Origin of the sequence: Xanthomonas axonopodis pv. maculifoliigardeniae, from assembly GCF_041519315.1 — a bacterium.
Taxonomy (GTDB): domain Bacteria; phylum Pseudomonadota; class Gammaproteobacteria; order Xanthomonadales; family Xanthomonadaceae; genus Xanthomonas; species Xanthomonas euvesicatoria.
On record NZ_CP167998.1, the window covers coordinates 2,756,039 to 2,779,081 of the forward strand.

Annotated in this window: 15 protein-coding genes; 6 read left to right on the top strand and 9 right to left on the bottom strand. The window is 63.8% G+C overall.

Annotated elements, in window-relative coordinates:
- Nucleotide 1: 1 nt before the first annotated feature.
- Together ACDH77_RS12010 and ACDH77_RS12015 are read left to right on the top strand one after the other, a co-directional pair.
- Nucleotides 2-1,309 (top strand): efflux RND transporter periplasmic adaptor subunit, encoded by a 1,308-nt coding sequence (locus ACDH77_RS12010; RefSeq protein WP_031423116.1) that lies wholly within the window; start codon nt 2-4, stop codon nt 1,307-1,309.
- A gap of 12 nt (nt 1,310-1,321) precedes the next feature.
- Complete coding sequence (locus ACDH77_RS12015) at nt 1,322-4,492, top strand: multidrug efflux RND transporter permease subunit (RefSeq protein ID WP_011347809.1); 3,171 nt, start codon at nt 1,322-1,324, stop codon at nt 4,490-4,492.
- Between the two features lie 344 nt (nt 4,493-4,836).
- On the opposite strand, the gene ACDH77_RS12020 is transcribed toward ACDH77_RS12015, so the two are convergent.
- Nucleotides 4,837-5,835, bottom strand: coding sequence for a LacI family DNA-binding transcriptional regulator (locus ACDH77_RS12020; RefSeq protein ID WP_008571279.1), 999 nt, complete (start codon nt 5,833-5,835; stop codon nt 4,837-4,839).
- A 161-nt stretch (nt 5,836-5,996) separates the two neighbouring features.
- On the opposite strand from ACDH77_RS12020, the gene ptsP reads away from it, so the two are divergent.
- The 4 genes from ptsP (at nt 5,997) to ACDH77_RS12040 (ending at nt 12,837) form a co-directional block, all read left to right on the top strand.
- The gene (ptsP, locus tag ACDH77_RS12025; RefSeq protein ID WP_372353465.1) at nt 5,997-8,540 is read left to right on the top strand and encodes a phosphoenolpyruvate--protein phosphotransferase; all 2,544 of its coding nucleotides are present in this window, start codon (nt 5,997-5,999) and stop codon (nt 8,538-8,540) included.
- The gene (pfkB, locus tag ACDH77_RS12030; protein ID WP_014090420.1) at nt 8,537-9,493 is read left to right on the top strand and encodes a 1-phosphofructokinase; all 957 of its coding nucleotides are present in this window, start codon (nt 8,537-8,539) and stop codon (nt 9,491-9,493) included. The genes ptsP and pfkB overlap by 4 nt, the downstream gene beginning before the upstream one ends.
- Before the next feature lie 152 nt (nt 9,494-9,645).
- Nucleotides 9,646-11,388 (top strand): PTS fructose transporter subunit IIC, encoded by a 1,743-nt coding sequence (locus ACDH77_RS12035; RefSeq protein ID WP_109290909.1) that lies wholly within the window; start codon nt 9,646-9,648, stop codon nt 11,386-11,388.
- 171 nt (nt 11,389-11,559) lie between these two features.
- On the top strand, nt 11,560-12,837 hold the full coding sequence (locus ACDH77_RS12040; protein ID WP_014090422.1) for a carbohydrate porin: 1,278 nt from the start codon (nt 11,560-11,562) through the stop codon (nt 12,835-12,837).
- Nucleotides 12,838-13,071: 234 nt separating this feature from the next.
- Here ACDH77_RS12040 and ACDH77_RS12045 read toward each other — a convergent pair whose 3' ends face one another.
- From ACDH77_RS12045 to ACDH77_RS12080, 8 genes are all read right to left on the bottom strand, one after another.
- A complete protein-coding gene (locus ACDH77_RS12045; protein WP_372353466.1) occupies nt 13,072-13,722 on the bottom strand; it encodes a hypothetical protein in 651 nt (216 codons plus the stop codon).
- Nucleotides 13,723-13,762: 40 nt separating this feature from the next.
- Nucleotides 13,763-17,770, bottom strand: a complete 4,008-nt coding sequence (locus tag ACDH77_RS12050; RefSeq protein ID WP_277574554.1) for an AHH domain-containing protein — start codon at nt 17,768-17,770, stop codon at nt 13,763-13,765.
- A 35-nt stretch (nt 17,771-17,805) separates the two neighbouring features.
- On the bottom strand, nt 17,806-18,447 hold the full coding sequence (locus ACDH77_RS12055) for a DUF1629 domain-containing protein (protein ID WP_041470100.1): 642 nt from the start codon (nt 18,445-18,447) through the stop codon (nt 17,806-17,808).
- 305 nt (nt 18,448-18,752) lie between these two features.
- Nucleotides 18,753-19,109: a Rap1a/Tai family immunity protein gene (locus tag ACDH77_RS12060; RefSeq protein WP_014090426.1), complete on the bottom strand. Its 357-nt coding sequence runs from the start codon at nt 19,107-19,109 to the stop codon at nt 18,753-18,755.
- Nucleotides 19,110-19,139: 30 nt separating this feature from the next.
- Nucleotides 19,140-20,210 carry a hypothetical protein gene (locus ACDH77_RS12065; protein WP_277574555.1) on the bottom strand — a complete coding sequence of 357 codons (1,071 nt, stop codon included), beginning with the start codon at nt 20,208-20,210 and terminating at the stop codon, nt 19,140-19,142.
- A gap of 413 nt (nt 20,211-20,623) precedes the next feature.
- The gene (locus ACDH77_RS12070) at nt 20,624-21,283 is read right to left on the bottom strand and encodes a hypothetical protein (RefSeq protein WP_071118706.1); all 660 of its coding nucleotides are present in this window, start codon (nt 21,281-21,283) and stop codon (nt 20,624-20,626) included.
- Between the two features lie 78 nt (nt 21,284-21,361).
- A complete protein-coding gene (locus tag ACDH77_RS12075; protein WP_143030926.1) occupies nt 21,362-21,904 on the bottom strand; it encodes a hypothetical protein in 543 nt (180 codons plus the stop codon).
- A gap of 81 nt (nt 21,905-21,985) precedes the next feature.
- Nucleotides 21,986-22,453 (bottom strand): DUF4145 domain-containing protein, encoded by a 468-nt coding sequence (locus tag ACDH77_RS12080; RefSeq protein ID WP_083348091.1) that lies wholly within the window; start codon nt 22,451-22,453, stop codon nt 21,986-21,988.
- Between the last annotated feature and the right edge of the window lie 590 nt (nt 22,454-23,043).

Sequence of the window (23,043 nt, forward strand, 5' to 3'; positions counted from 1 at the left end):
GATGATTGCCCCGCTCCGCACATTCGGCCTGGCCTGTGCCATCACCGTGGCGCTGGCTGCCTGCAGCAAGCCCGAACAACAGCAGGCACCGCCGCCGCCGGAAGTCTCGGTGCTGGAGATGAAGCCGCAGACACTGCCGCTGGAACGCGACCTGGTCGGCCGCCTGTCGGCGTACCGTTCGGCGGACGTGCGCGCGCGCGTGGACGGCGTGGTGCTCAAGCGCCTGTACACCGAAGGCGCCAACGTCAAAGAGGGCCAGCCGCTGTTCCAGATCGACCCCTCGCAGCTGAAGGCCACGCTGCTGCAGGCGCAGGGCCAGCTGGCCGCCGCCGAAGCGACCTATACCAACGCCAAGATCGCCGCGACGCGTGCACGCAGCCTGGCGCCGCAGCAGTACGTCTCGCGCGCCGACATCGACACCGCCGAAGCCAACGAGCGTTCGTCCGGGGCCAACGTGCAGCAGGCGCGCGGCGCGGTCGAAGCTGCGCGCATCCAGCTCGGCTTCGCCACCGTGACCTCGCCGATCACCGGCCGCGCCGGCATTCAGCGCGTGACCGAAGGCGCGCTGGTCGGTGCCGGTGAAGCCACCCTGCTCACCACCGTGGACCAGATCGACCCGCTGTACGTGAACTTCGCCATGAGCAGCGAAGAACTGGCCGCCCTACGTCAGGCGCAGAGCAGCGGCAACGTGCAGCTGAGCGGCGACGGCAAGTCGTCCATCAATGTGGAGCTGGGCAACGGCACGCAGTACCAGCACCCCGGCACGCTGGACGTGTCTGCGGTGACGGTGGACCCGAGCACCGGTGCGGTGTCGCTGCGCGCCACCCTGCCCAACCCCGAACAATCGCTGCTGCCAGGCGCGTTCGTGACCTTCAAGGCCAGCCTGGGCCAGCGCAACAATGCCTACCTGCTGCCGCAGCAGGCGGTGCAGCGCGATGCCACCGGACCCTACGCCCTGGTGCTGGGCAAGGACGGCAAGGTGGTCCGCAAGAACCTGACCGTCGACGGCCAGCAGAAGGGCCAGTGGATCGTCACCGGCGGCATGACCCCGGGCGATCAGGTCATCGTCGATGGCGTGCAGAAGGCCAAGGAAGGGCAGCCGGCCAAGGGCGTGCCGTGGGATCCGAACAAGCCGGCACAAGGCAGCCAGCCCGGCGCAGCGGGCGCGGCGCCCGGCGCGGCACAGGGCGGCGACGCGAAAGCCGCACCGTCCGCCGACAAGGCCGATGCAGCGGCGCCGGCCGCCCAGCAACAGCCCACGCAGGATGCGGCCGCGCAGCCGGCCGACTCCCAGTCCAAGCAGCAGTGACGGAACCCGGACATGCCTAAGTTTTTTATCGAACACCCGGTCTTTGCGTGGGTGGTGGCGATCCTGATCTCGCTTGCGGGCGTGATCTCGATCCTGAATCTGGGTATCGAGTCGTACCCGACGATCGCCCCGCCGCAGGTCACCGTCACCGCCAACTTCCCCGGCGCCAGCGCCGACACTGCCGAAAAGGCGGTGACCCAGGTCATCGAACAGCAGCTCACCGGCATCGACCACCTGCTGTACTTCAACTCGTCCTCGGCCGCCAACGGCCGCGTGACCATCACCCTGACCTTCGAAACAGGCACCGACGCGGATATCGCGCAGGTGCAGGTGCAGAACAAGGTGTCGCTGGCCACGCCGCGCCTGCCCTCGGAAGTGACCCAGCAGGGCGTGGTGGTGGCCAAGGCCAACGCCGGCTTCCTGATGGTGGCCGCACTGCGCTCGGACAACCCCTCGATCGACCGCGACGCGCTCAACGACATCGTCGGTTCGCGTGTGCTCGAGCAGATCTCGCGCGTGCCCGGCGTGGGCAGCACCAACCAGTTCGGCGCCGAGTACGCGATGAACATCTGGTTGAATCCGGAGAAACTGCAGGGCTACAACCTGTCGGCGACCCAGGTGCTGACCGCGGTGCGTAACCAGAACGTGCAGTTCGCTGCCGGTTCGGTGGGCGCCGACCCGACCCCGGAAGGCATCAGCTTCACCGCCACGGTGTCGGCGGAAGGCCGCTTCAGCTCGCCCGAGCAGTTCGAGAACATCATCCTGCGCACCGACAACAACGGCGCCACCGTGCGCCTGAAGGACGTTGCGCGCGTGACCGTGGGGCCGAGCAATTACGGCTTCGACACCCAGTACAACGGCAAGCCCACCGGTGCCTTCGGTATCCAGCTGTTGCCGGGCGCCAATGCATTGAACGTGTCCGAGGCGGTCGGCGCCAAGCTCGACGAACTGCAGCCGACCTTCCCGCAGGGCGTGACCTGGTTTGCGCCGTACGAATCGACCACCTTCGTGCGCATCTCCATCGAGGAAGTGATCCACACGCTGGTGGAAGCCATCGTGCTGGTGTTCCTGGTGATGCTGCTGTTCCTGCAGAACTTCCGCGCCACCGTGATTCCCACGCTGGTGATTCCGGTCGCGCTGCTGGGCACGTTCTTCGGCATGTACATGATCGGCTTCACCATCAACCAGCTGACGCTGTTTGCGATGGTGCTGGCGATCGGTATCGTGGTGGACGATGCGATCGTGGTGATCGAGAACGTCGAACGCATCATGAGCGAGGAGCACCTGGAGCCCAAGGCGGCCACCCAGAAGGCGATGACCCAGATCACCGGCGCGGTGGTGGCCATCACCGTGGTGCTGGCAGCGGTGTTCATCCCCTCCTCGCTGCAGCCCGGCGCCTCGGGTGCGATCTACAAGCAGTTCGCGTTGACCATCGCCATGTCGATGGGGTTCTCTGCGTTCCTGGCGTTGAGCTTCACGCCGGCGCTGTGCGGCGCGTTCCTCAAGTCGACCCACTCGACCAAGAAGAACTGGGTCTACCGCACCTTCGACAAGTACTACGACAAGCTGGCGCATCGCTATGTCGGCGTGGTGGGCCATACCCTCAAGCGCTCGCCGCCATGGATGATCGCGTTCGTGGCGCTGGTGGTGCTGTGCGGCTTCCTGTTCACGCGCATGCCGGGCAGCTTCCTGCCGGAAGAAGACCAGGGCTTTGCCGTGGCCATCGTGCAGCTGCCGCCGGGCGCGACCAAGATCCGCACCAACGAGGCGTTCGCGCAAATGCGTGCGGTGCTGGAGAAGCAGCCGGCCGTGGAAGGCATGCTGCAGATCGCCGGCTTCAGCTTCCTGGGCTCGGGCGAAAACGTCGGTATGGGCTTCATCCGGCTCAAGCCGTGGGAAGAACGCGACGTCACTGCCGAGCAGTTGATCCAGCAACTCAATGGCGCCTTCTACGGCATCAAGGGCGCGCAGATCTTCGTGGTCAACCTGCCCACCGTGCAGGGCCTGGGGCAGTTTGGCGGCTTCGACATGTGGCTGCAGGACCGTTCCGGTGCCGGCCAGGAAGCGCTGATCAATGCGCGCAACATCGTGCTCGGCAAGGCGGCGGAGAAGCAGGACACCCTGGTCGGCGTGCGTCCGAACGGCCTGGAAAACTCGCCGCAGCTGCAGTTGCACGTGGACCGCGTGCAGGCGCAATCGATGGGCCTGGATGTCAGCGATATCTATAGCTCGATCCAGCTGATGCTGGCGCCGGTGTACGTCAACGACTACTTCGCCGAGGGCCGCATCAAGCGCGTCAACATGCGTGCCGACGATCAGTTCCGCGCCGGCCCCGAGTCGCTGCGCAACTTCTTTACCCCCAGCGCCACCGCCACCGGTGCCGACGGTCAGCCGGCCATGATCCCGCTGAGCAACGTGGTCAAGGCCGAGTGGAACTACGCCTCGCCGGCCCTGAACCGCTACAACGGCTATTCCGCCGTGAACATCGTCGGCAACCCGGCTCCGGGCGGCAGTTCCGGCCAGGCGATGAGCGCGATGGAAGATATCGTCAACAACGATCTGCCGCCGGGCTTCGGTTTCGACTGGAGCGGCATGTCCTACCAGGAAATCATCGCCGGTAATGCGGCCACGCTGCTGCTGGCGCTGTCGGTGGTGGTGGTGTTCCTGTGCCTGGCCGCGCTTTACGAGAGCTGGTCGATTCCGGTGGCGGTGCTGCTGGTGGTGCCGATCGGCGTGCTGGGCGCGATCACCTTCTCGATGTTGCGCGGGTTGCCGAACGATCTGTACTTCAAGATCGGCATGATCACGGTGATTGGTCTGGCGGCCAAGAACGCGATCTTGATCGTGGAATTTGCAGTTGAGCAGCGTGCGGCGGGCAAGACCCTGCGCGAGGCCACGCTGGAAGCGGCGCACCTGCGCTTCCGCCCGATCCTGATGACTTCGTTCGCCTTCATCCTGGGCGTGTTGCCGCTGGCCATCTCCACCGGTGCCGGCGCCAACTCGCGTCACTCCATCGGTACCGGCGTGATCGGCGGCATGGTGTTCGCCACCGTGCTCGGCGTGATCTTCATCCCGCTGTTCTTCGTGGTGGTGCGCCGCATGCTGGGCGACAAGCTGGACGAGCAGTCCAAGGAATATCTGGCCGTGCAGAACGATGGCGGAACCCACCGCCCGGATCGCTGAGTCAGGCAGTAGATGCAAATCAAAGCCCCGGCAATGCCGGGGCTTTTTTTGTGCAGCATCGGTGGAAACCATTGCGAATCCGCCCCTTGTAGGAGCGCACCGGAGCGCGAACGCACTACCGAAAACGCCCGTCGCGCCCAGGTGCGCTCCTACGAGGCGGCGATGTCGGCAGGTTGCAATGATCGGCGCAAGGGGCCTGAACAATCACGGCAAGTGACACCTCCGGTTCGCCGGCATCGCGCAGGTCCGCAATCCACGGCAGACGGCCCTCTTTGTAGGAGCGCACTCGGGCGCGAACGCATTCCCGTCAAACCCACCGCACCCAACAGACCCTCGCCGCCGCTCTACACCACGCCCGGCATACGCGCAGCAGTCGACCCACGCACCACGCAACGTCCAGTCATGACCAAGCGGCGGATCGGCAATTGCCGATTGCTTAACCGTTCCAGCAGCAGCGACATCGCCGCCCGGCCCATGTCTTCCACCGGCTGCTCGACGACAGTGATGCCCGGCTCGACCAGATCGGTCCAGCGCTCGTTGTCGAACCCGGCCAGGGCCAGATCCTGCGGCAGGCGCAGGCCGGCGGTGCGTGCAGCCTTCAGTGCGCCCATCAGCAGCAGGCTGTTACTGGTCACGATGGCCTCGGGCCGCTGGTCGTTGGCCAGCCATGCACCCAACTCGGCAATCGCCGCCTCGGCGGTGGGCGCCACTTCGCGGTAATCCGGCTGCAGCCCCTGCGCGCGCATCGCGGCCAGGTAACCATCGCGGCGCTCGGCCGCCGTGGTGCTGGTGCTGCCGAACAGCCCGCCGATGCGCCGGTAGCCCTGCGCCTGCAGATGCGCCACCAGCTCGGCCATGGCCGCGCCGTTATCCAGCACCACACTGTCGTAGCGGCTGCCGGGGCCGGCGCGATCCACCAGCACGGTGGGGTAATCCAGCGCCAGCTCGTGCATGCGCCCCACCGTGACCCGGGTCGGCGCAAAAATCAGCCCGGTGATGCGTTCTTCCTGCATCAACTCCAGGTATAGCGCCTCGCGCTCGGGATCTTCATCGGTATTGCACAGCGTCACGCGCATACCGGCCCGGTAGGCGACCTCTTCCACCGCACGGATCAGCGCCGTGAAGTACGGGTTGCGGATGTCGGCCACGATCACCCCCAGGATGCCGGATTGCTGGGATCGCAATCGCCGCGCCATCAGGTTGGGCCGATAGCCGGTCTGGCGCACCGCCGCTTCCACCTTGGCACGCACTTCCTCGCTGACCGGGCCGCTGCCCAGCGCGCGCGACACCGTGGACTTGGAAACTCCGGCCACGCGGGCCACGTCATTGATGCTGATACTCACTGGGACCGTTCCCGCTCCATTTTGCGCACCCTGACCCAGGCGCGGTGTCGTTCTTGATGCTAACCCGAAAGCACTACAGCGTTTTTGTGCACCGCACATTGACCTGGATCGTGGGAACGTTCCCACTATACTTCCCAGCCCGACCTCATCCGGAGCCCGCCTTGTCCTCTCCGTCGCCCGCCCCCGTCACCCCCGACCTTGTGCGCCTGCGCGCCTCTGCCCGCGACAAGGACGACGCCATCGCCCAGGCCGCCCAGTTGCTGGTCGCGGCCGGCTGCGTCGCGCCGGGCTACGACGCCAGCATGCGGCGGCGCGAAGGCCTGGCCAATACCTTCCTGGGCCACGGCCTGGCGATCCCGCACGGCGTCGGCGAAGACCGCCACCTGGTGCGCCGCGACGGCATCGCGGTGCTGCAGCTCACCGATGGCGTGGAATGGAACCCCGGCCAGATCACCCGGCTGGTGGTCGGCATCGCCGCGCAGTCCGATACCCACATCACCCTGCTGCGCCGGCTGACCCGGTTGATCCAGGACCCGGCCCAGCTCGAAACGCTGTTCAGCACCGACGACCCCGGCGTGATCGTCGCCGCGCTCACCGGCGACCGCGCGCCCGAGACCAATGCCGCGCCGGCCACCGATCTGGCCGAAACATTCGAATGGACCATCGCCTACCCCAGCGGCCTGCATGCGCGCCCGGCCACCCGCTGGGCCGAAACCGCGCGCGGCTTCTCGGCCCGTGCGCAGGTGCGCGCCGGCGACCAGGCCGCCGATGCCAAGAGCCTGGTGGGCTTGCTGCAGTTGGGCCTGCGTGCCGGCGACAGCATCACCGTCTCGGCCGAAGGCAGCGACGCAGCGGAACTGCTCAAGCGCCTGCGCGCCGTCATGGACAGCCTCACCGCGCAGGAAAAAGCCGATGCCGAGCGTGCCGCGCAACGCCGCGCTGCCCCGGTGGCCGGCTGGACGCCGCCGCAGGCGCAGCCGGCCATCGTCGGCATCGGCGCCAGCCCGGGCGTGGCGATCGGCATCGTGCACCGCCTGCGCGCCGCGCAGACCGAGGTCGCCGATCAACCGGTCGGCCTGGGCGATGGCGGCGCATTGCTGCACGACGCACTGACCCGCACCCGCCAGCAACTGGCGGCAATCCAGGACGACACCCAGCGCCGGCTCGGCGCCTCGGACGCGGCCATCTTCAAGGCCCAGGCCGAACTGCTCAACGACACCGACCTGATCACCCGCACCTGCCAGCTGATGGTCGAAGGCCACGGTGTGGCGTGGTCGTGGCACCAGGCGGTGGAACAGATCGCTTCCGGCCTGGCCGCCCTCGGCAACCCGGTGCTGGCCGGCCGCGCGGCCGATCTGCGCGATGTCGGCCGCGCGGCCGATCTGCGCGATGTCGGCCGCCGCGTGCTGGCCCAGCTCGACCCGGCCGCCGCCGGCGCCGGCCTTACCGACCTGCCCGAGCAGCCGTGCATCCTGCTCGCCGGCGACCTGTCGCCCTCGGACACCGCCAACCTGGATACCGCGCGCGTGCTCGGCCTGGCCACCGCGCAGGGCGGGCCGACCTCGCACACCGCCATCCTGTCGCGCACGCTCGGCCTGCCGGCACTGGTCGCGGCCGGCGGCCAGCTGCTGGAGATCGAAGACGGCGTCACCGCCATCATCGACGGCAGCAGCGGGCGCCTGTACATCGACCCGTCCGAGCAGGATCTGGATGCGGCCCGCACCCATATCGCCGAGCAGCAGGCCATCCGCGAGCGCGAAGCCGCGCAGCGCGCGTTGCCGGCCGAAACCACCGACGGCCACCACATCGACATCGGCGCCAACGTCAACCTGCCCGACCAGGTCGCGATGGCGCTGACCCAGGGCGCCGAAGGCGTTGGCCTGATGCGCACCGAATTCCTGTTCCTGGAAAGCGGCCGCACGCCCAGCGAAGACGAACAACATGCCACCTACCTGGCGATGGCGCAGGCGCTGGATGGCCGCCCGCTGATCGTGCGTGCGCTGGATATCGGCGGCGACAAGCAAGTGGCGCATCTGGAATTGCCGCACGAAGAAAACCCGTTCCTCGGCGTGCGCGGCGCGCGCCTGCTGCTGCGTCGCCCCGACCTGCTGGAGCCGCAACTGCGTGCGCTGTATCGCGCCGCCAAGGACGGGGCGCGGCTGTCGATCATGTTCCCCATGATCACCTCGGTGCCGGAACTGGTGGCGCTGCGCGCCATCTGCGCACGCCTCCGTGCCGACCTCGACGCACCGGAGGTGCCGATCGGCATCATGATCGAAGTGCCGGCCGCCGCCGCGCAGGCCGACGTGCTGGCGCGCCACGCAGACTTCTTCTCGATCGGCACCAACGACCTCACCCAGTACGTGCTGGCGATCGACCGCCAGAACCCGGAGCTGGCCGCCGAAGCCGACAGCCTGCACCCGGCGGTGCTGCGCATGATCCGCAGCACCATTGACGGTGCGCGCAAGCACGATCGCTGGGTCGGCGTCTGCGGCGGCCTGGCCGGCGATGCGTTCGGCGCCAGCCTGCTGGCCGGCCTGGGCGTGCAGGAATTGTCGATGACGCCCAACGACATCCCGGCGGTCAAGGCACGCCTGCGCGGCGCCGCGTTGAGCCAGCTGCAACACCTCGCCGAACAGGCGCTGGCCTGCGAAACCGCCGAACAGGTGCGCGCATTGGAAGCCAAGCGCGAGGACAAGGCATGAGCCTGCAGGCCATCACCGTCACGCTGAACCCGGCGATCGACCAGACCATCCAGCTCGAACACCTGCAGCCGGGCGCCGTGCACCGCGCCAGCAGCGTGCGCAACGATGCCGGCGGCAAGGGCATCAATGTGGCCGCGTGCCTGGCCGACTGGGGCAGCCAGGTTGCCGCGCTGGGCGTGCTCGGGGTCGGCAACGCCGGCGTGTTCGAAGCGCTGTTCCGCGAACGCGGCATCGCCGATCACTGCCAGCGCGTGGCCGGCGAAACCCGCACCAATCTCAAGCTGGTCGACGCGCGCAGCAACGACACCACCGACATCAACCTGCCCGGCCTGCGCTTGGGGCCTGCGCACCTGCAAGGCGTGGCCGACCATCTCGCCCCATTGCTTCGCCCCGGCCTGCCGGTGGTGCTGTCGGGCAGCCTGCCGGCCGGGCTGCCGGACGACAGCTGGGCGCAATTGCAGGCCCAGGCCAGCGCGGCCGGTGCGCGCGTGCTGCTGGACACCAGCGGCATGCCGCTGGTGAGAGCGCTGGAAGCCGCGCGCCAGGCGCTGCCGTACGCGGTCAAGCCCAATCGCGACGAACTCGCAGCCTGGACCGGCCGCCCGTTGAACGATCACGGCGCACTTAGCGCCGCCGCGCACGAACTGATCGCCCGCGGCATCCAGCTGGTGGTCATTTCGATGGGCACCGAAGGCGCCCTGTTCGTGCAACGCGACCAGCGGCTGATCGCCCGCCCGCCACGCCTGGCGCACGGCAGCAGCGTGGGCGCAGGCGATGCGATGGTGGCCGGCCTGGCCGCCGCCTCGCTCGATGCCGCGACCACGCTGGAGCAGTGCGCACGGCTGGCCACGGCGTTTTCGATGTGCCGGCTGGAAAGCGGCGACGCGCGCCGGATTACGCCAGAGGGCGTGCGCCGCGCCGCAACCGAGGTCGTGATCGAAATGCTGTCATGAGCCGCCATTGGCCACTGCCGATGCATGCACCCAGGCGGCGTCGGGCCGGCAGTTGCAGACCGCGGCAGATCGCGCGCGTCACCGCCACGCATAACGCTTGAAATTCCCCCCGCCGACAACACCGGCGACCGCAACACAGCAGGAGTTTTGCCATGTCCTCTTCCATCGTGGTCATCGCCGCTGGCGAACGCAGTACCGAAGCCGTCCTGGCGGCCGAAGCGCTGCGCCGCGCGGCCACTGCCGCCGGCCGTCGCGTGACGATCGAAATCCGCAGCGACCAGGGCGTGCTCGGCGCCTTGCCGGGCGAACTCGCCAGCAGTGCCGCCCAGGTCCTGGTGGTCGGCGACGCCGATGCCGACACCACCCGCTTTGGCGATGCGCAACTGGTGCGCCTGAGCCTGGGCGCGGTGCTGGACGACCCGGCCGCTGCGATCGGCAAGCTGGCCGCACACGCCGACCCGGCCGTCGCCGGCAATCCCGGTGGCACCGCTAGCGGCAACAAGCGCATCGTGGCCATCACCTCCTGCCCTACCGGCATCGCGCACACCTTCATGGCCGCCGAAGGCCTGCAGCAGGCCGCCAAGAAGCTCGGCTACCAGATGCGGGTGGAAACCCAGGGCTCGGTGGGTGCGCAGGACGCACTCACCGACGAAGAAATCCGCGCAGCAGACGTCGTCATCATTGCCGCCGACCGCGAAGTGGACCTGGCCCGCTTCGGCGGCAAGCGCGTGTTCAAGAGCGGCACCAAGCCGGCGATCAACGATGGCCCGGCGCTGATCAACAAGGCGCTGGCCGACGCCAGCGTGCAGGGCGGCGCGACTCCTGCCACCGGCACCGCTGCCAGCGGCACCGCGAACAAGGGCACCGGCCGCACCGGCGCCTACAAGCACCTGATGACCGGCGTCTCGTTCATGCTGCCGTTCGTCACTGCCGGCGGCCTGCTGATTGCTTTGGCATTTGCCCTCGGCGGCATCTACGCCGGCGACGATGCGCACCAGGGCACGCTGGCCTGGTCGCTGTTCCAGATCGGCGCCAAGGCCGGCTTCACCCTGATGGTGCCGGCCCTGGCCGGTTACATCGCCTACTCCATCGCCGACCGCCCCGGCATCGCGCCCGGCATGATCGGCGGCCTGGTCGCGGCCAATCTCAACGCCGGTTTCCTCGGCGGGATCATTGCCGGCTTCATCGCCGGCTACGGCGTGGCGGCGCTCAACCGCTACATCAAGCTGCCGCGCAACCTGGAAGGCCTCAAGCCGGTGCTGATCCTGCCGGTGCTGGGCACCCTGCTGGTCGGGCTGGCGATGATGTACGTGTTCGGCCAGCCCGTGGCCGACCTGCTGGCCTGGCTCACCGCCTGGCTGCGCGGCATGCAGGGCAGCAGCGCCTTGCTGCTGGGCCTGTTGCTCGGCGGCATGATGGCTTTCGACATGGGCGGACCGGTCAACAAGGCGGCCTATGCGTTCTCCACCGGCCTGATCGCCAGCCAGGTCTACACCCCGATGGCCGCTGCCATGGTGGCCGGCATGACCCCGCCGCTGGGCATCGCGCTGGCGACCTGGGTGTTCCGCAACCGCTTCACCGTGGAAGAGCGCGGCTCGGCCACTGCCGCCGGCGTGCTCGGGCTGGCCTTCGTGACCGAGGGCGCCATCCCGTACGCTGCGCGCGACCCGTTGCGCACCATCCCGGCGCTGGTGATCGGCTCGGCCGTGGCCGGCGCCATCTCGATGACCGCCGGTGCCGAATTGAAGGCACCCCACGGCGGCATCTTCGTGCTGCTGATCCCCAACGCCGTCACCCACCTGCTCAACTACGTGCTGGCCCTGGTGGTCGGTGTGGTGGTCACGGCCATCGCGCTGCGCCTGCTCAAGAAGCCGGTGACCGACGTCGTTGCCTGAGGCACCTCCGGCGGCACGGACCTGCCGCCGCACCTGACGCGCCCGCGTTTTCCCGCGCGCCCCTGACCTGCTTCACCGCTGCGCGCACCCAGGTGCGCTGCCAGCGGCATGCCCACCCACATGTTGTCGCGTTCGCCACCACGGCCACGCCCTTTTGTCCGGAGTCCTGCCATGACCGCTCTCGCCCCCCGCCGTGCCCGCCCCCGCCTGCTGTGCCTGTCGCTGACCTTGGCACTGACCCCGCTCGCCCACGCGCAGGATGCCGCCGATGCCTTCAAGCTCAAGCTCGGCTACACCGGCGAAGCGGCCTCGATGATCGACGGCGGCCGCAAAAGCGGCGACGCCTACGCCGGCCAGTTGATGGTCGGCACCGATGTCGACATGGACCGCCTGTTCGGCTGGAACGGCGCCACGGTGAAGTTGTACGTCAGCAACCGCCACGGCACCAACCTGGCCAACAGCAGCATCGGCAACAGCACCTCGGTGCAGGAAATCTACGGCGGCCAGGGCACGCGCCTGGCCAACTTCACCCTGCTGCAGAAACTTTTCAACGACCGTCTGGAACTGGAAGCCGGCCGCAGCGTGGCCAACATCCACTTCCTGGGCTCGGACCTGTGCCAGTACTTCCAGGGCAACTCGGCCTGCGGCAACCCCACCTTCGTGTTCCGCACCAGCAACTTCACTTACTGGCCGGTCTCCAGCTGGGCCGCGCATGCCACCGCCTGGGTCACACCGAAGGTCTATCTGCATGTCGGCGCCTACGAGGTCAACCCCATCCAGGCACAGGACGGCCAGCACGGCCTGAACTGGAGCACCAACGACACCACCGGCGTGGTGGTGCCCTATGCCGTTGGCTACAAGAACAAGGGTGGCGACGGCAGCATGGCCGCCATGTACGAACTGGGCGGCTGGCAGGACAACTCCGACTACACCGACCCGCTGCGCGACCGCAATGGCAACCCGGCCGTACTGAGCGGCTTGGGCTATGAAAACAAGCAAGGCCGCTCGGGCATGTTCGCCCGCTTCGAACAGCAGGTGACCAACCCCGACCCGTCGGGTACGCGCGGCCTCACCGTCTTCGGCGCCATGCTCAAGAGCACCGGCGGCCAAGCCATCGAAGACCATTTCATCCAGCTCGGCCTGGTGCAGAAAGGTACCTTCGCCAGCCGCCCGCAGGACAACATCGCTTTCGTGATCACCCAGCAGAAATACAGCGACGAAGCGATCGAAAACCTGCGCCTGGCCCGCGCCTCCGCCGGCGGCACCGGCACCCCCGCCGACAACCAGATCATGATGGAGCTCAGCTACGGCATCCAGGTCACCAAGCGCCTGCGCATCGCCCCGAACCTGCACTACGTGATCAACCCCGACCAGTTCAACGAACCGACCCGCACCAACGATCTGAAGAACGCGTTGATCGCGGGCATGCGGATCGACTGGAATCTGTGAGCCGCAGAGAAGCTGCGCGCGTTGCGCGCATGCTTGGCGGGCACCATTGCCTGCAGTGGGTGGTGGGTGCGTTGCACTTACTGCAGTGCAACGCATTGCGTCGACTCGGTTGGCCTGGGCATTTGCCGGATTTGGCCAATGAGTTCGATGAGCCGCTTAGGCGCGACCGCACGCGAGGTGGCTTTTTCGACCGCCCCTGTCGCGCAAGCCAGTGGCTGTAATGACGACGTCGCATCATTGCGAATCTGATTTTGCACGCAGATTGATCGCTCTGTATTGCCGCTGGTTGCCGTAACGCGGCCCATTCTTCTCAAAGGTGGCACAGAGCCGGCCTTCGCCACAGGGAGCTAGGTCCGCACGGGACACGCGATCCAGGTAGTCGATGGACGCTCGAAGCTGTGCGAGTTCGGTTCGCTTTTCGGTGATCATGCCAACCGAGTAGGCCACCGCACCCAGGCCCAACACGCCGGCCACGAGCATCGTGGCGGATGCAATGCCCATGCGTCGAGTGATCTTTGTTTCCAAGGACTGCTGGGCCTGCGCGTAACGTCGAGTGGCTTGCTGCAATGTCTCATCCGCAGTGGCCATCTCTTTGTTGAACCGCTTGGCGGCCGGCTCCAATGTCTGCGTCAACGCTTGATTGGTCAGCTGCGTTAACCGCGGCAACGCATTCTCCAGCACCCGATTGACCTTGGCATCGGCATTGCTGGCCGCGTGTTGGACTACCTGAAGTTGCTCGGCGACCACCTCGCGCAGCCGTTGTTCGCGCTGCTGCATGGATGCCACCAGCGTCGTCAGCACTTTGACCGTTTCCTGCAGCGAGGCGTTCGACGCGTTCAAAATCGCCATCATTTCCGCCATTGCGGCGGCGTCTTGCCTGTCCATGGGGTCTCCTGAGCTCGGCTGGTCACGGAAGCGATTTTGACTAACCACCACCCCCTCCACCACCACCGCCTCCTCCCCCGCCGCCACCGCCGTCTCCACCCCCACCGCCGTCCCCTTGGGGACCGCTCTGCATCGGCCCCTTGGCGAACTCCGGCAAGGTCATCACCATCACCGGCCCGCGGCTGGTGTTGATTTCCGCTGAGACATCCATCCCCAGCGCCTGGCGTGTGGTGGCGAGCTCCTGGGCCTCCTGCTGGGCCTGCGCCTCCAGGAACTCGTTGCCTCTTTTGATGAGCGCCTGCGTTGCTGCGCTATTGGCGACCCGGTTCAGGGCCTGCTCGATCGCCAACTCGTTCTTGCTGTCGAGCGCGTAGAGGACCTCGTCTACGTCCGGGTCGCCCGTGATGGATTTGCGCTCAGCTTTCGGCGACTCGTTTGGTGCATTCCCTTCCCCTGGACCAGCAAAGCGCTGAACTGGAGATGGGAAGGCATCGGCTTGCGCGGCCGCTTCTCTGGGCGAGCGGTGACTTGGTTGGTGTGCGCTGAACGCATCAATGCCGCTACCCTCCTGGTCTAGCGCCCTCTTTTGAGCGAAGGGATAAGGTTCTCCGCGCTCGCGATACTCCCTCCATTCCTGATGGAAGCGTTCGTCTTCCCGATCCGCCGCCTCAATCTCCTGTTGCAGTTGACGCAGCGAGCGCATGGTCTCTTCCAGGAACAGGGCGCCACCCGGGTCTGCGGCGCTGCGTTCCCGCGCGGGGGTCGATTGGGCTTGCTGGTTTTCCGCGCCTGATGGCTCTGAGGGAAAGCGATTTTCTACTCTATTCCCCAGCGATCGCCCGTGTGTTTGCGCGAGAGTTGTTGGGGCCAGCAAAGCCACCCCATGCTCAGCGAGCGAGCCACCTGAGAAACAGGCCTGCTCTGTCTCCGCATGCCGTTCAGAAGTGGAGGAGTCCGCGGATTGCGATGCAGTCAACGGTTCTGCTGCCGTAGGCGTTGTTGCGGATATGACGCGAACCGGCGCTGCCTCCTGCTCACGCGCCACGTCTTGCTGACGGACCGACGCTTGCTCCATCTCTGCTTGCTGCGTTTGCACCTGGGGATGCAGTGCTGGCGGCACCACGTCGGCCTGCACGCTTTGCATAGGTTCGTCGCCGGATTCCCTGCCCCCAGAGGGAGGCCCATGGAGGTGCGCAGCATCGCGACTCTCCAACGCATGCGTTTCCAGCGCGCGTGCCGCTTCTTGTGCTTGATGCGGCTGTGCGTCGCCTGGACCAGGCGCCTGCATCCGTGGGTCAGGTGTGGTGTGAGCCGGGTGTTCGCCTGCCCATTGGTTATGCGCTTCTAGCTGCTGGTAGGCGTCTGCCTGCTGCAACTCGGGCTGCGGCGTTTGCTGAGCCAGCGCCGCATCCGGAGCGTGCGGCTGAGGATCGGCTTGCTGCGAGGAGTGCTGGCTGGGGTCTTGCTGCTGCGCTTGCTGAGCCTGACGTTCCTGGACTTCGACCCGCGTGGCTTCTTGAGCCTGGCGCTCTTGCTGCTCCCGTTGCTGGTTGTCTTGGGCTTGGCGCTCCTGCGCCTGACGTTCCTGGAAATTCCTTTCCTCACGCTCCTGCAGTTCGCGTTGCTGGCTGGTCTGTGCTTGCTGCTCCTGCACTTGCCGCTCTTCTGACTCCCGCTGCTGCTCGGCTTGGCGCTGACCTTCCAGCACGGCGTGGGCCTGGATTGCTTGTTCGTTCTGCGCCCGCTCTTCGCGCTCCGGCTGTGCCTGTTGGAGGTGCTCGCGCACCTGCGCGGCGTGCTGCTCTTGCGCGAGGCGATCTTGCTGTTCGCGTTCTTGCCGCGCCTGCGCCGCGACAGAGGCTTGCATGTGCGCTTGGATATCCAGCACCTGCTGCGGATTGGACGACTCGGAGGCCGAGGTGTCCGCCTCTGCCGTTCCCTCAGGCGCGCGCCCTAGGCTTGGCGACTGTAGTCGATTGCCTTGCGCCTCGCTCAACGCCTGCCGGATGGCTTCGCTGCTGGTCACGGCCACCACACGAGTGATTCCATCGCTGTCGCGCTGGAGGTGCGCGATGGGGCTGTCATACCCGTATTGCCCCGACGCATTGCGTTGTAGCTGCTGCATGGTCGGCCCGGTGATGCCATTGGCGTCCCTAGTCCGCTGCGCGGCCAGCGCCACTGCCTGCTGAGTCTGAGGGTTCACGTTCAAATCGACGCCTGCGGCCCGGTAACGGTGCAGCAGCTCGTTGTGCTCTATCTGCGCAGCCGTAGGGGCGGGAAGCGCCTGGATCGCTGCCAGGGTCTCCTGGGCACGCTCCACCGACGGCTGGCGCACCTGGTTCGTCAACTCCAGTTCCACCGCCAGGTTTCCAGTAGCCACCCCATCCTTCCCAGCCCACTGTCCAGCGTCGTTCCGCTGGTAGACCTGCCCGTCGTGTCCCTGCACCTGACCTTGCTTGGCGAGGACACTTTCCACGGCTGCCGGCACTTCCACTCCATAGTCGCGGGCGCGCTGCGCGGCATGGTTTTCCAGGTAAGCGGCGGCGATGGCTTCGCGCCCGGTGGCGATGTTGGTTTCGATGCGGCCCAGGGCTTCCTGGTTGAGCTGTTGCGCGCGTTCGGGGGAGGCGGTTTGGTGTTCGTAGCTGCCTCGGTCGTTGGCACCGGACACAGCGTTTTTGACTTGGCGTTCCCATGCCTGGCTCTCGGGATTGCGATGCCAGTTCTGGTTGTCTAGTCCAACTTGGTCGCTGGCCCGTGCAGGGAGGTTGAACGGGTCCTGCGGTGCAGGAGCTTTGCCCAGCGCCAACTCCACTGCCTTGGCGTTGGCCAGCGCGCCCAGTTCCTGGGATTTTTCATAGCTGGCGACCACGGGCTGCTCGCCGCTCGTGCGCCGGCCATCCGGAGCGAGCTCGATGGCCGCTTCGCGCTGCCAGTTGCGACCGTTGAACTGCCACTCCACGCCAGCCTTGTCGGTCTGGTGGTAGATGGCGCGGTTGTCCAGCAGATCGGCGCCCTTGTCGAACGCCTTGCTCATCAACAGCGCATCGCCTACCACCAACGCCGCAGGCACGAAGCCGCTGCCGCCCAACGCTGCTGCCGTGGATGCACCACCAGCCCAACCGCCCGCATTGCGGGCGATGGCATGCTGAACCTCCGATTGCGCGGCCGTGACATTGCCTTGCTCCAGCAGTTCGGCCGAACGGCGAGCGGCCATCACTGCGTCTGCCCCCGTCGCCAACAAGCCGCCGGAGCGCACCAAGGTGCTCGCCGAAGCGTTGCCCAACAGTAGTTCAATGGAAGCGGCGCCGCTTTGACCGCGAGGAACTCGCAGAGGTCCGGCGGCTTCTTCGCCCAGAACCTGCTCGACCTTGAGGATGCTCCGCTCGGAAAAGACCACGCGCCCATCGTGATGGGCATTAGCGATGGCGAGCGAGAGCCCACTTCGTTGAAGCGTTGGACTTCCGCCACGCGCAATGGCCGTGCTGCTGACCCGGATCTGATCGAGCGCGGTGACAATGCGGGCCTCGGAGTTCGCGACGCCACCCCAACCGTGATCCGCTCCAGTGAAGGCCTTCAAGGCATCGATTTGCTGAGCGTGGGTTTGGTGGTAGCCCGGCGAGTCGCGGAAAAAGTTCTGGACTTTCGCGCTCGCCTGCGACGGCGTAAGCCCCACTGGCGTGTTGGTGTTCAAGTCGCCATTGATCAAGCCGACTTTGATGGTGTCGCGCAATTGCTCCACGCGTTGGGCGACGCGGTCCAGCGCTTCAGAATCGCCCCGCAAGGCGGCGCGACCATCCCGAGTCGCCTGGATGTCGTCCAAGCGCTCAATAACGCCATCTTGATAGGCACCAAGAGGACCTCCGCTGTGCGGCGTGATGTCTAATGCCTGCGCGAACTGCGGATCGGACGGCAGAAACAGGCGATTCTCGGGCGCATGGATATCAAACCGCCCCGTCTCTTGAAGCTTAGCCAGCAACTCACTGTTTTTGAGGGTCTGCTGCTCGATGTTGTGGTGATCTTGAAAAAGCGTCCGGTAGTTGGGCATGACTCAGACCCTTTCCTGTTGGCTTGCGGCTCGCCTCAACGGTTCACTACGTCGTAGAACCAGAGGCCATCAGAGTAGCGTTCAGTGCCAATCCCCGCTGCCTCAACAGCGTCCTTGAACACCCGATCGCAAAAAACACCACCATGGAAGGGAAGCCTGAAAACATGCACACCTCCAAGCACGTCGCGCTTGAAAGCCAAACGACTCCCGCCGGCCAAGCTGTAATACTTTCCGTCCTCATAGTCATCGCTGATCTTGATATCGAGTTCGGAGGCTTCCTCGTCCAAGGCATCCAACGTCCGTACGACATCGCAAAGGAAGACGTTCGGCCCCTTGGAGCCATCGGTCAAGCGATAGTCGGCGTCAGTGAAAACGAAGGCATCTGCGTCCACGGACTCCATCACGTCGCGAAGCCGTTGGGACACCAACCAGTAGCCACTGAAGCCGCCCTCTAGATCCTGCGGCAATTCCCCTTCGCTGGGGATATAGACCAGGCGCGGAGTCTCATGCAACGGAGGAAATCCGCCCTCGTCTGGCTTCAAGATGAGACGAGGAGGCGAAAGCAATGCCTTCTCGTTCTGGAAGACCACGCCGTGCCCTTTTCCGCCACGGCGGGCATCGGGACGCAGCTGGAAGAACTCACCCTTTTTTGGTTGATTGGTCATGTTTGTTTCCATGTATTGCATCCCGTCCACAGGCTCACACCCCTGGATTGCTGTGATCGAAGTCTAGCGCCAGCATCGACTGCATTGGCATTCAACTACTTCTGTCAGCCAATCTGGAGTTTGGCAGAAGGCTTGGATTGATAAGTGCAACTTGTTCTTCAGCGTCTGCTGCTCGATCTCATGATGATCTTGAAACCTACGCCCGCCCGTGCGTGCTGAGGCAGCTGACGAGGTAGGACGCCAAGGTATTTTGCCCCACCACCGCCTAACGCCTGAGTTAAGCAGCGCCGCGAAGCGGCGTCGGCTTGAATGAATAGTTACCCACCTGGCCGCATCACCGGACAAGCTCCCACTAGCGCGTTCGACACAAGAACATTCATAGGGTCTTTCCAGATATCTTTGTTGGTCAGCAGATACTTATCAACAACGTCTCGCAACGCCTCGCTGCTCATTTCAGAAGTACATGCATGAACCTTCTGCACCTCTTCCTTAGAGGCTCCGTAGAATCCGGAACTCAGCAGCCCGTCCACAACGCCCATTACATAGGCTGATCGAGTAGCAGGTGACTGCGTCACATACGTCTCGCCTCTCAAGTAACCATCATAGACGTGTACCGACTGCGCAGAACTAGTCGAGACAGCTAACAGCAGACCAGCGAATAATCCAAATCGCATAACCAAATCTCCTAGGGACTAACGTTTGACTTAAGCGGCGCCGTCAGGCGTCCGCTTGAAGGACGGGTTAGGTGCGACGCTGCGGTAGACCGTGAGAGGGTGAACAAGAACGCGCGGATATCGACAGGTTCGAATCATCTGCTCTAAGCCATCGAATCCACGGAATAGCCCGCGAAAACCTCGTTCAACGGATTCATGATCCGCGAGTCCAGGTTTCTCAAACTCGCCGAGCGGCTTAAACTGCTCCCCTTCTGAAGATGGAACCGAGGTGACTATTCCGACCAGCGTCAAAGATTCGGTTGGAAAAGATCCGTAGGTAAAGTGGAATGAGCTTGCGTCCGTGTCTTCGAAACACGATTTCTTTAAGTGGCCAAAAACGTGCTCGTCTGGTCTATCCGCGCTCGGATATACGCGCAAATTGACGATGCCCGGCAAGAACGTATCTATCCACGTTCTCATTCCATCAAGAATCCATTGGTCCACCCCATCTACGCTTGTGGACGTCGCGACAAGGGTCGCCAGCGCGTCTTTCGTTTTCTTGAGTCGCTCCACCTCGCTTGCACGTGCATTGCGATCCTTGATTCCCTTGGTGGCCGCCTCGGCAGCCGTCAGTTGCGCCTTGAGCTCGACGTATTCGGGAGAATTAAGCAATGTGGATTCGCCGCTTTTGTTTATCAATTTTGCGATGTCAGGAAAAGCGATCGCGATCCCTTTCATCCTTTCGTAGTCTTCTATAACCGCCCGCCCTCTTACCTTGATACAAAAAGTGTCTTTTAGTTGCGCGCGAAAGGCTGGATCGTGAAAGGAATTTGCTGTTTCCGAGTCGGTTAAGTCAACCAGATATCCCTCTGCGCCCAGCGCATCTTCCATCTCCTTGAGTAGTGCGTGGTGGGGCTTGATAGTTTCCCTAGACGTTCGCTTGTCAATTTCCGTTCCTCCGGCGTCATGCTTGAATACCTTGAAGTCGTAGTTGCGCTTGTTGTCGGAAGACCGTGAGGTCTCAGCATTGCGCTCTATGACTTCGACAACGCCGCCCGTCATCTGGCTGTAGAGCGAGATGACTTTGTCCAGGTCTACGTAGATGTAGTCATAAAGGTTCATTGAGCACCTAAAGCTTGAATTAAGCCGAGTTGCGAAGCAACTTCGGCTTGAATGAGTTGTTAGGCAGTGAGTGACCACAATGTTGGATGGTGCAACCATGCTCCCCAGCACTGCCACCTGGACCGAGTGTGCCACAGCTTGCGGGATGGAGCTTGCTCAGCGACGCCCCCCGATGCAGGCTGCTACCGAAGGCAGGTGCAATGAACGCAGCGCGGCACTGACGTACAAGGGCGAAACACCGAACTTACCGCAATCAGCAACGGTGATGACGACTACCCAAAGCCGGCCGCATGCATGCCAGCGGACCGACCGAGGCACTATCCATCAACTGATCTGCCCCACCACGGCCTTACTTTGGAGCTAAGCCGACCAATCAATCGCGAAGCGATTGATTGGTCGGCTTGAACCAGTAATTAGCCCGCGACTGCACGAAGCATGACTCTGATCGCGCCAAAATTTGACAAGAGGACTGAAACGACAATGCCGGCTACAGCCCAGAAAACGGTAGCTCTTATTCCCTTCTTACCTTCTTCCTCGATTGGCTTTAGGATGTTTGAATACACGGAGGAATAGTTCTCTGCGACCACAGCGAGGCTATCGAAATGCCGCTGAATTTCATCGAGTGGCTCAGCCATCGGACGAAGCAGGTCGTTTTTCTCAATCTTTCGCCGAACCTGGTCAATGTGCCTTTTTGAGGAATGGATTCGCTCTTTAAGCTCAGTCGGATTGTGGTGGTAGATAGAACTGAGCTTGCCTTGCAAAGTCTCTAGCTCAGCTGCCAAAGAGTGTTTTTCGGACTGAGCACGCTGGATAGATTTCTCGACATACTCCACAAGGAAACGCGGTGTCTCTTCTTTGGTATAACAGACGAGCACATCGTCTGAGCAGAACTCAAAAATGATGGCGCCCTCTTTGTCGAGCTCATAGAGCAAGTCCTCAGTACACCCGACGGCCCAAAGCTCATTGATGCTTTGTGCCTTGAAGTCTAGCGGCTTACCAAAGGGCGCGATTTTTAGCAGCACCGCCAGAGATCTCGTCTTGGTGATGGTGTCGTCTGTCTTTACAGGTTGCACAAGAACTCCTAAGCGGGCTAACACCTGAGTTAAGCCGCGCCGATAAGCTGCGTCGGCTTGGACGAATTGTTAGACGGCTTAGCGTATGCGCCCATGCGGAATGCTGATGGAAGTCGCGAGGCGCGCAAAGCACGATTGGTCTAGCCGGCCAATCGTGTCTGAGATGTTTTTGAATATGTCTTCCTGCCAGAAACGCAGCACAACCATCATTGGTTGCATCTGATCGTCAACTGGCTTCAGGTTGAGCGCAGAGACGATCGCCTTCTCCTTCTTCTCGCCTGCGGGACGGTAGAGCATGTAATCGCGGCCTATCGATACATGCGCGTGCCCAATCATATTTCGGACGTGATAGACGTGCTCTAAATCAGCCGCCTCTCCGGCTGTAACATCCTTAGCAAACACGGCAAGAAACTCTGCACGGACATCTCCGAACTGCTTCTCCCAATACTTCGCCCTAAGCTGGCCGAACTCATGCGGAACCCTCTCCGGTTTTGCGATGAACTCCGGAACTAGGTGTGGATGGTTCTTGAGGATGATGAGGTCCGCCATTTGGCCTTGCAGCCAGACGCTAAACATGAAGATGAGCCCAGCGTTTTGCATGTTCTCCAACGCACGATCCATGATGTCTCCATAGCGCCCTAGCACCTGAGTTAAGCCGCGCCGCGAAGCGGCGTCGGCTTGGACGAACTGTTAGCCGATGACCTACGTAGCCGCCGGCTTTTTGCTTTTTGCTAGTGCGACGATTTGTTGCAGGTGCGCTTGCCGCTCATGCCGTGCTATGTACCAATCCTTTAGCAGCACCTCAATTAGCCCAATGAGCAATTGCGCTTCTTCGGGTTCAACTTCTATGACGAGATTAATGTCGCGTTCCATGTGAGCGCCGATGTTGCCGATACTTCGAACGGCATCGATCGCTTCCCACGTAGCCTGATCGATTACGCCCTTAAGGTCGTTAATTTCGTCGACGAGCCGCGCTTTGGAGATCCCCCAGAAGTCTCGGATGATCCCTTGTAAGCAGCGCCGGGCCAGCGTGGCGGCAGCTTTCGGACTCAGATCGCGAATGAGGCACGCTTCCTCGTAGTCTTCGCGGATAGGCTTCGGAATGTAGTCGGGGAAGACTTTCGCGCTTGAGTTAGGGCGTAGCTGCCATCGCCCGAGCTCCTTACCCAACGAATCCTTGCTTGAGTCGTATGTGTGAAGACGCGCCTTGATCGCGTATTCCCGACACGTCGGTCTCGGGCAAGTAATTGAGTCCACGAGCAGAGCCAGGACCGACTTTTCCCTGTTGCCGTCGTTGAACCGAAACATTGTGCTCGAGTACGTGTCGTGAGTGATCACGGCAGCGTGTCCGCAGAAGGGGCAAGTCCAGTCGATCCTGAATGTCATTCGCTAACTACTATCGGACCGCCGAAATGCGGTGTTGCACGGAGTATCTTCGATCGCTGGCGCTTTGTGAATGGGGGAATCCTAGCCGCGATCACGGGATTACGCGACGGCAAGCGGACTCTACATTTGCGCGGTTTGTAGTTTTATCCAGCAAGGACACAGGCGCATGACATACACACCAAAAACAATTGGCGTAACAGTACGTCCGCCGACGCGGTTGTTCGATCGAGTGCACGAACGCGTGCGCGTTGGGCACTAAAGCCTGCGCACTGAGCAGGCGTATCTCAGTTGGTTACGGCGCTTCATCCTGGCCAGCGGCTCTCTACCACAACGTACTGCGTATCGCCATGCAGTCACGACGTCCACCGCCAGAA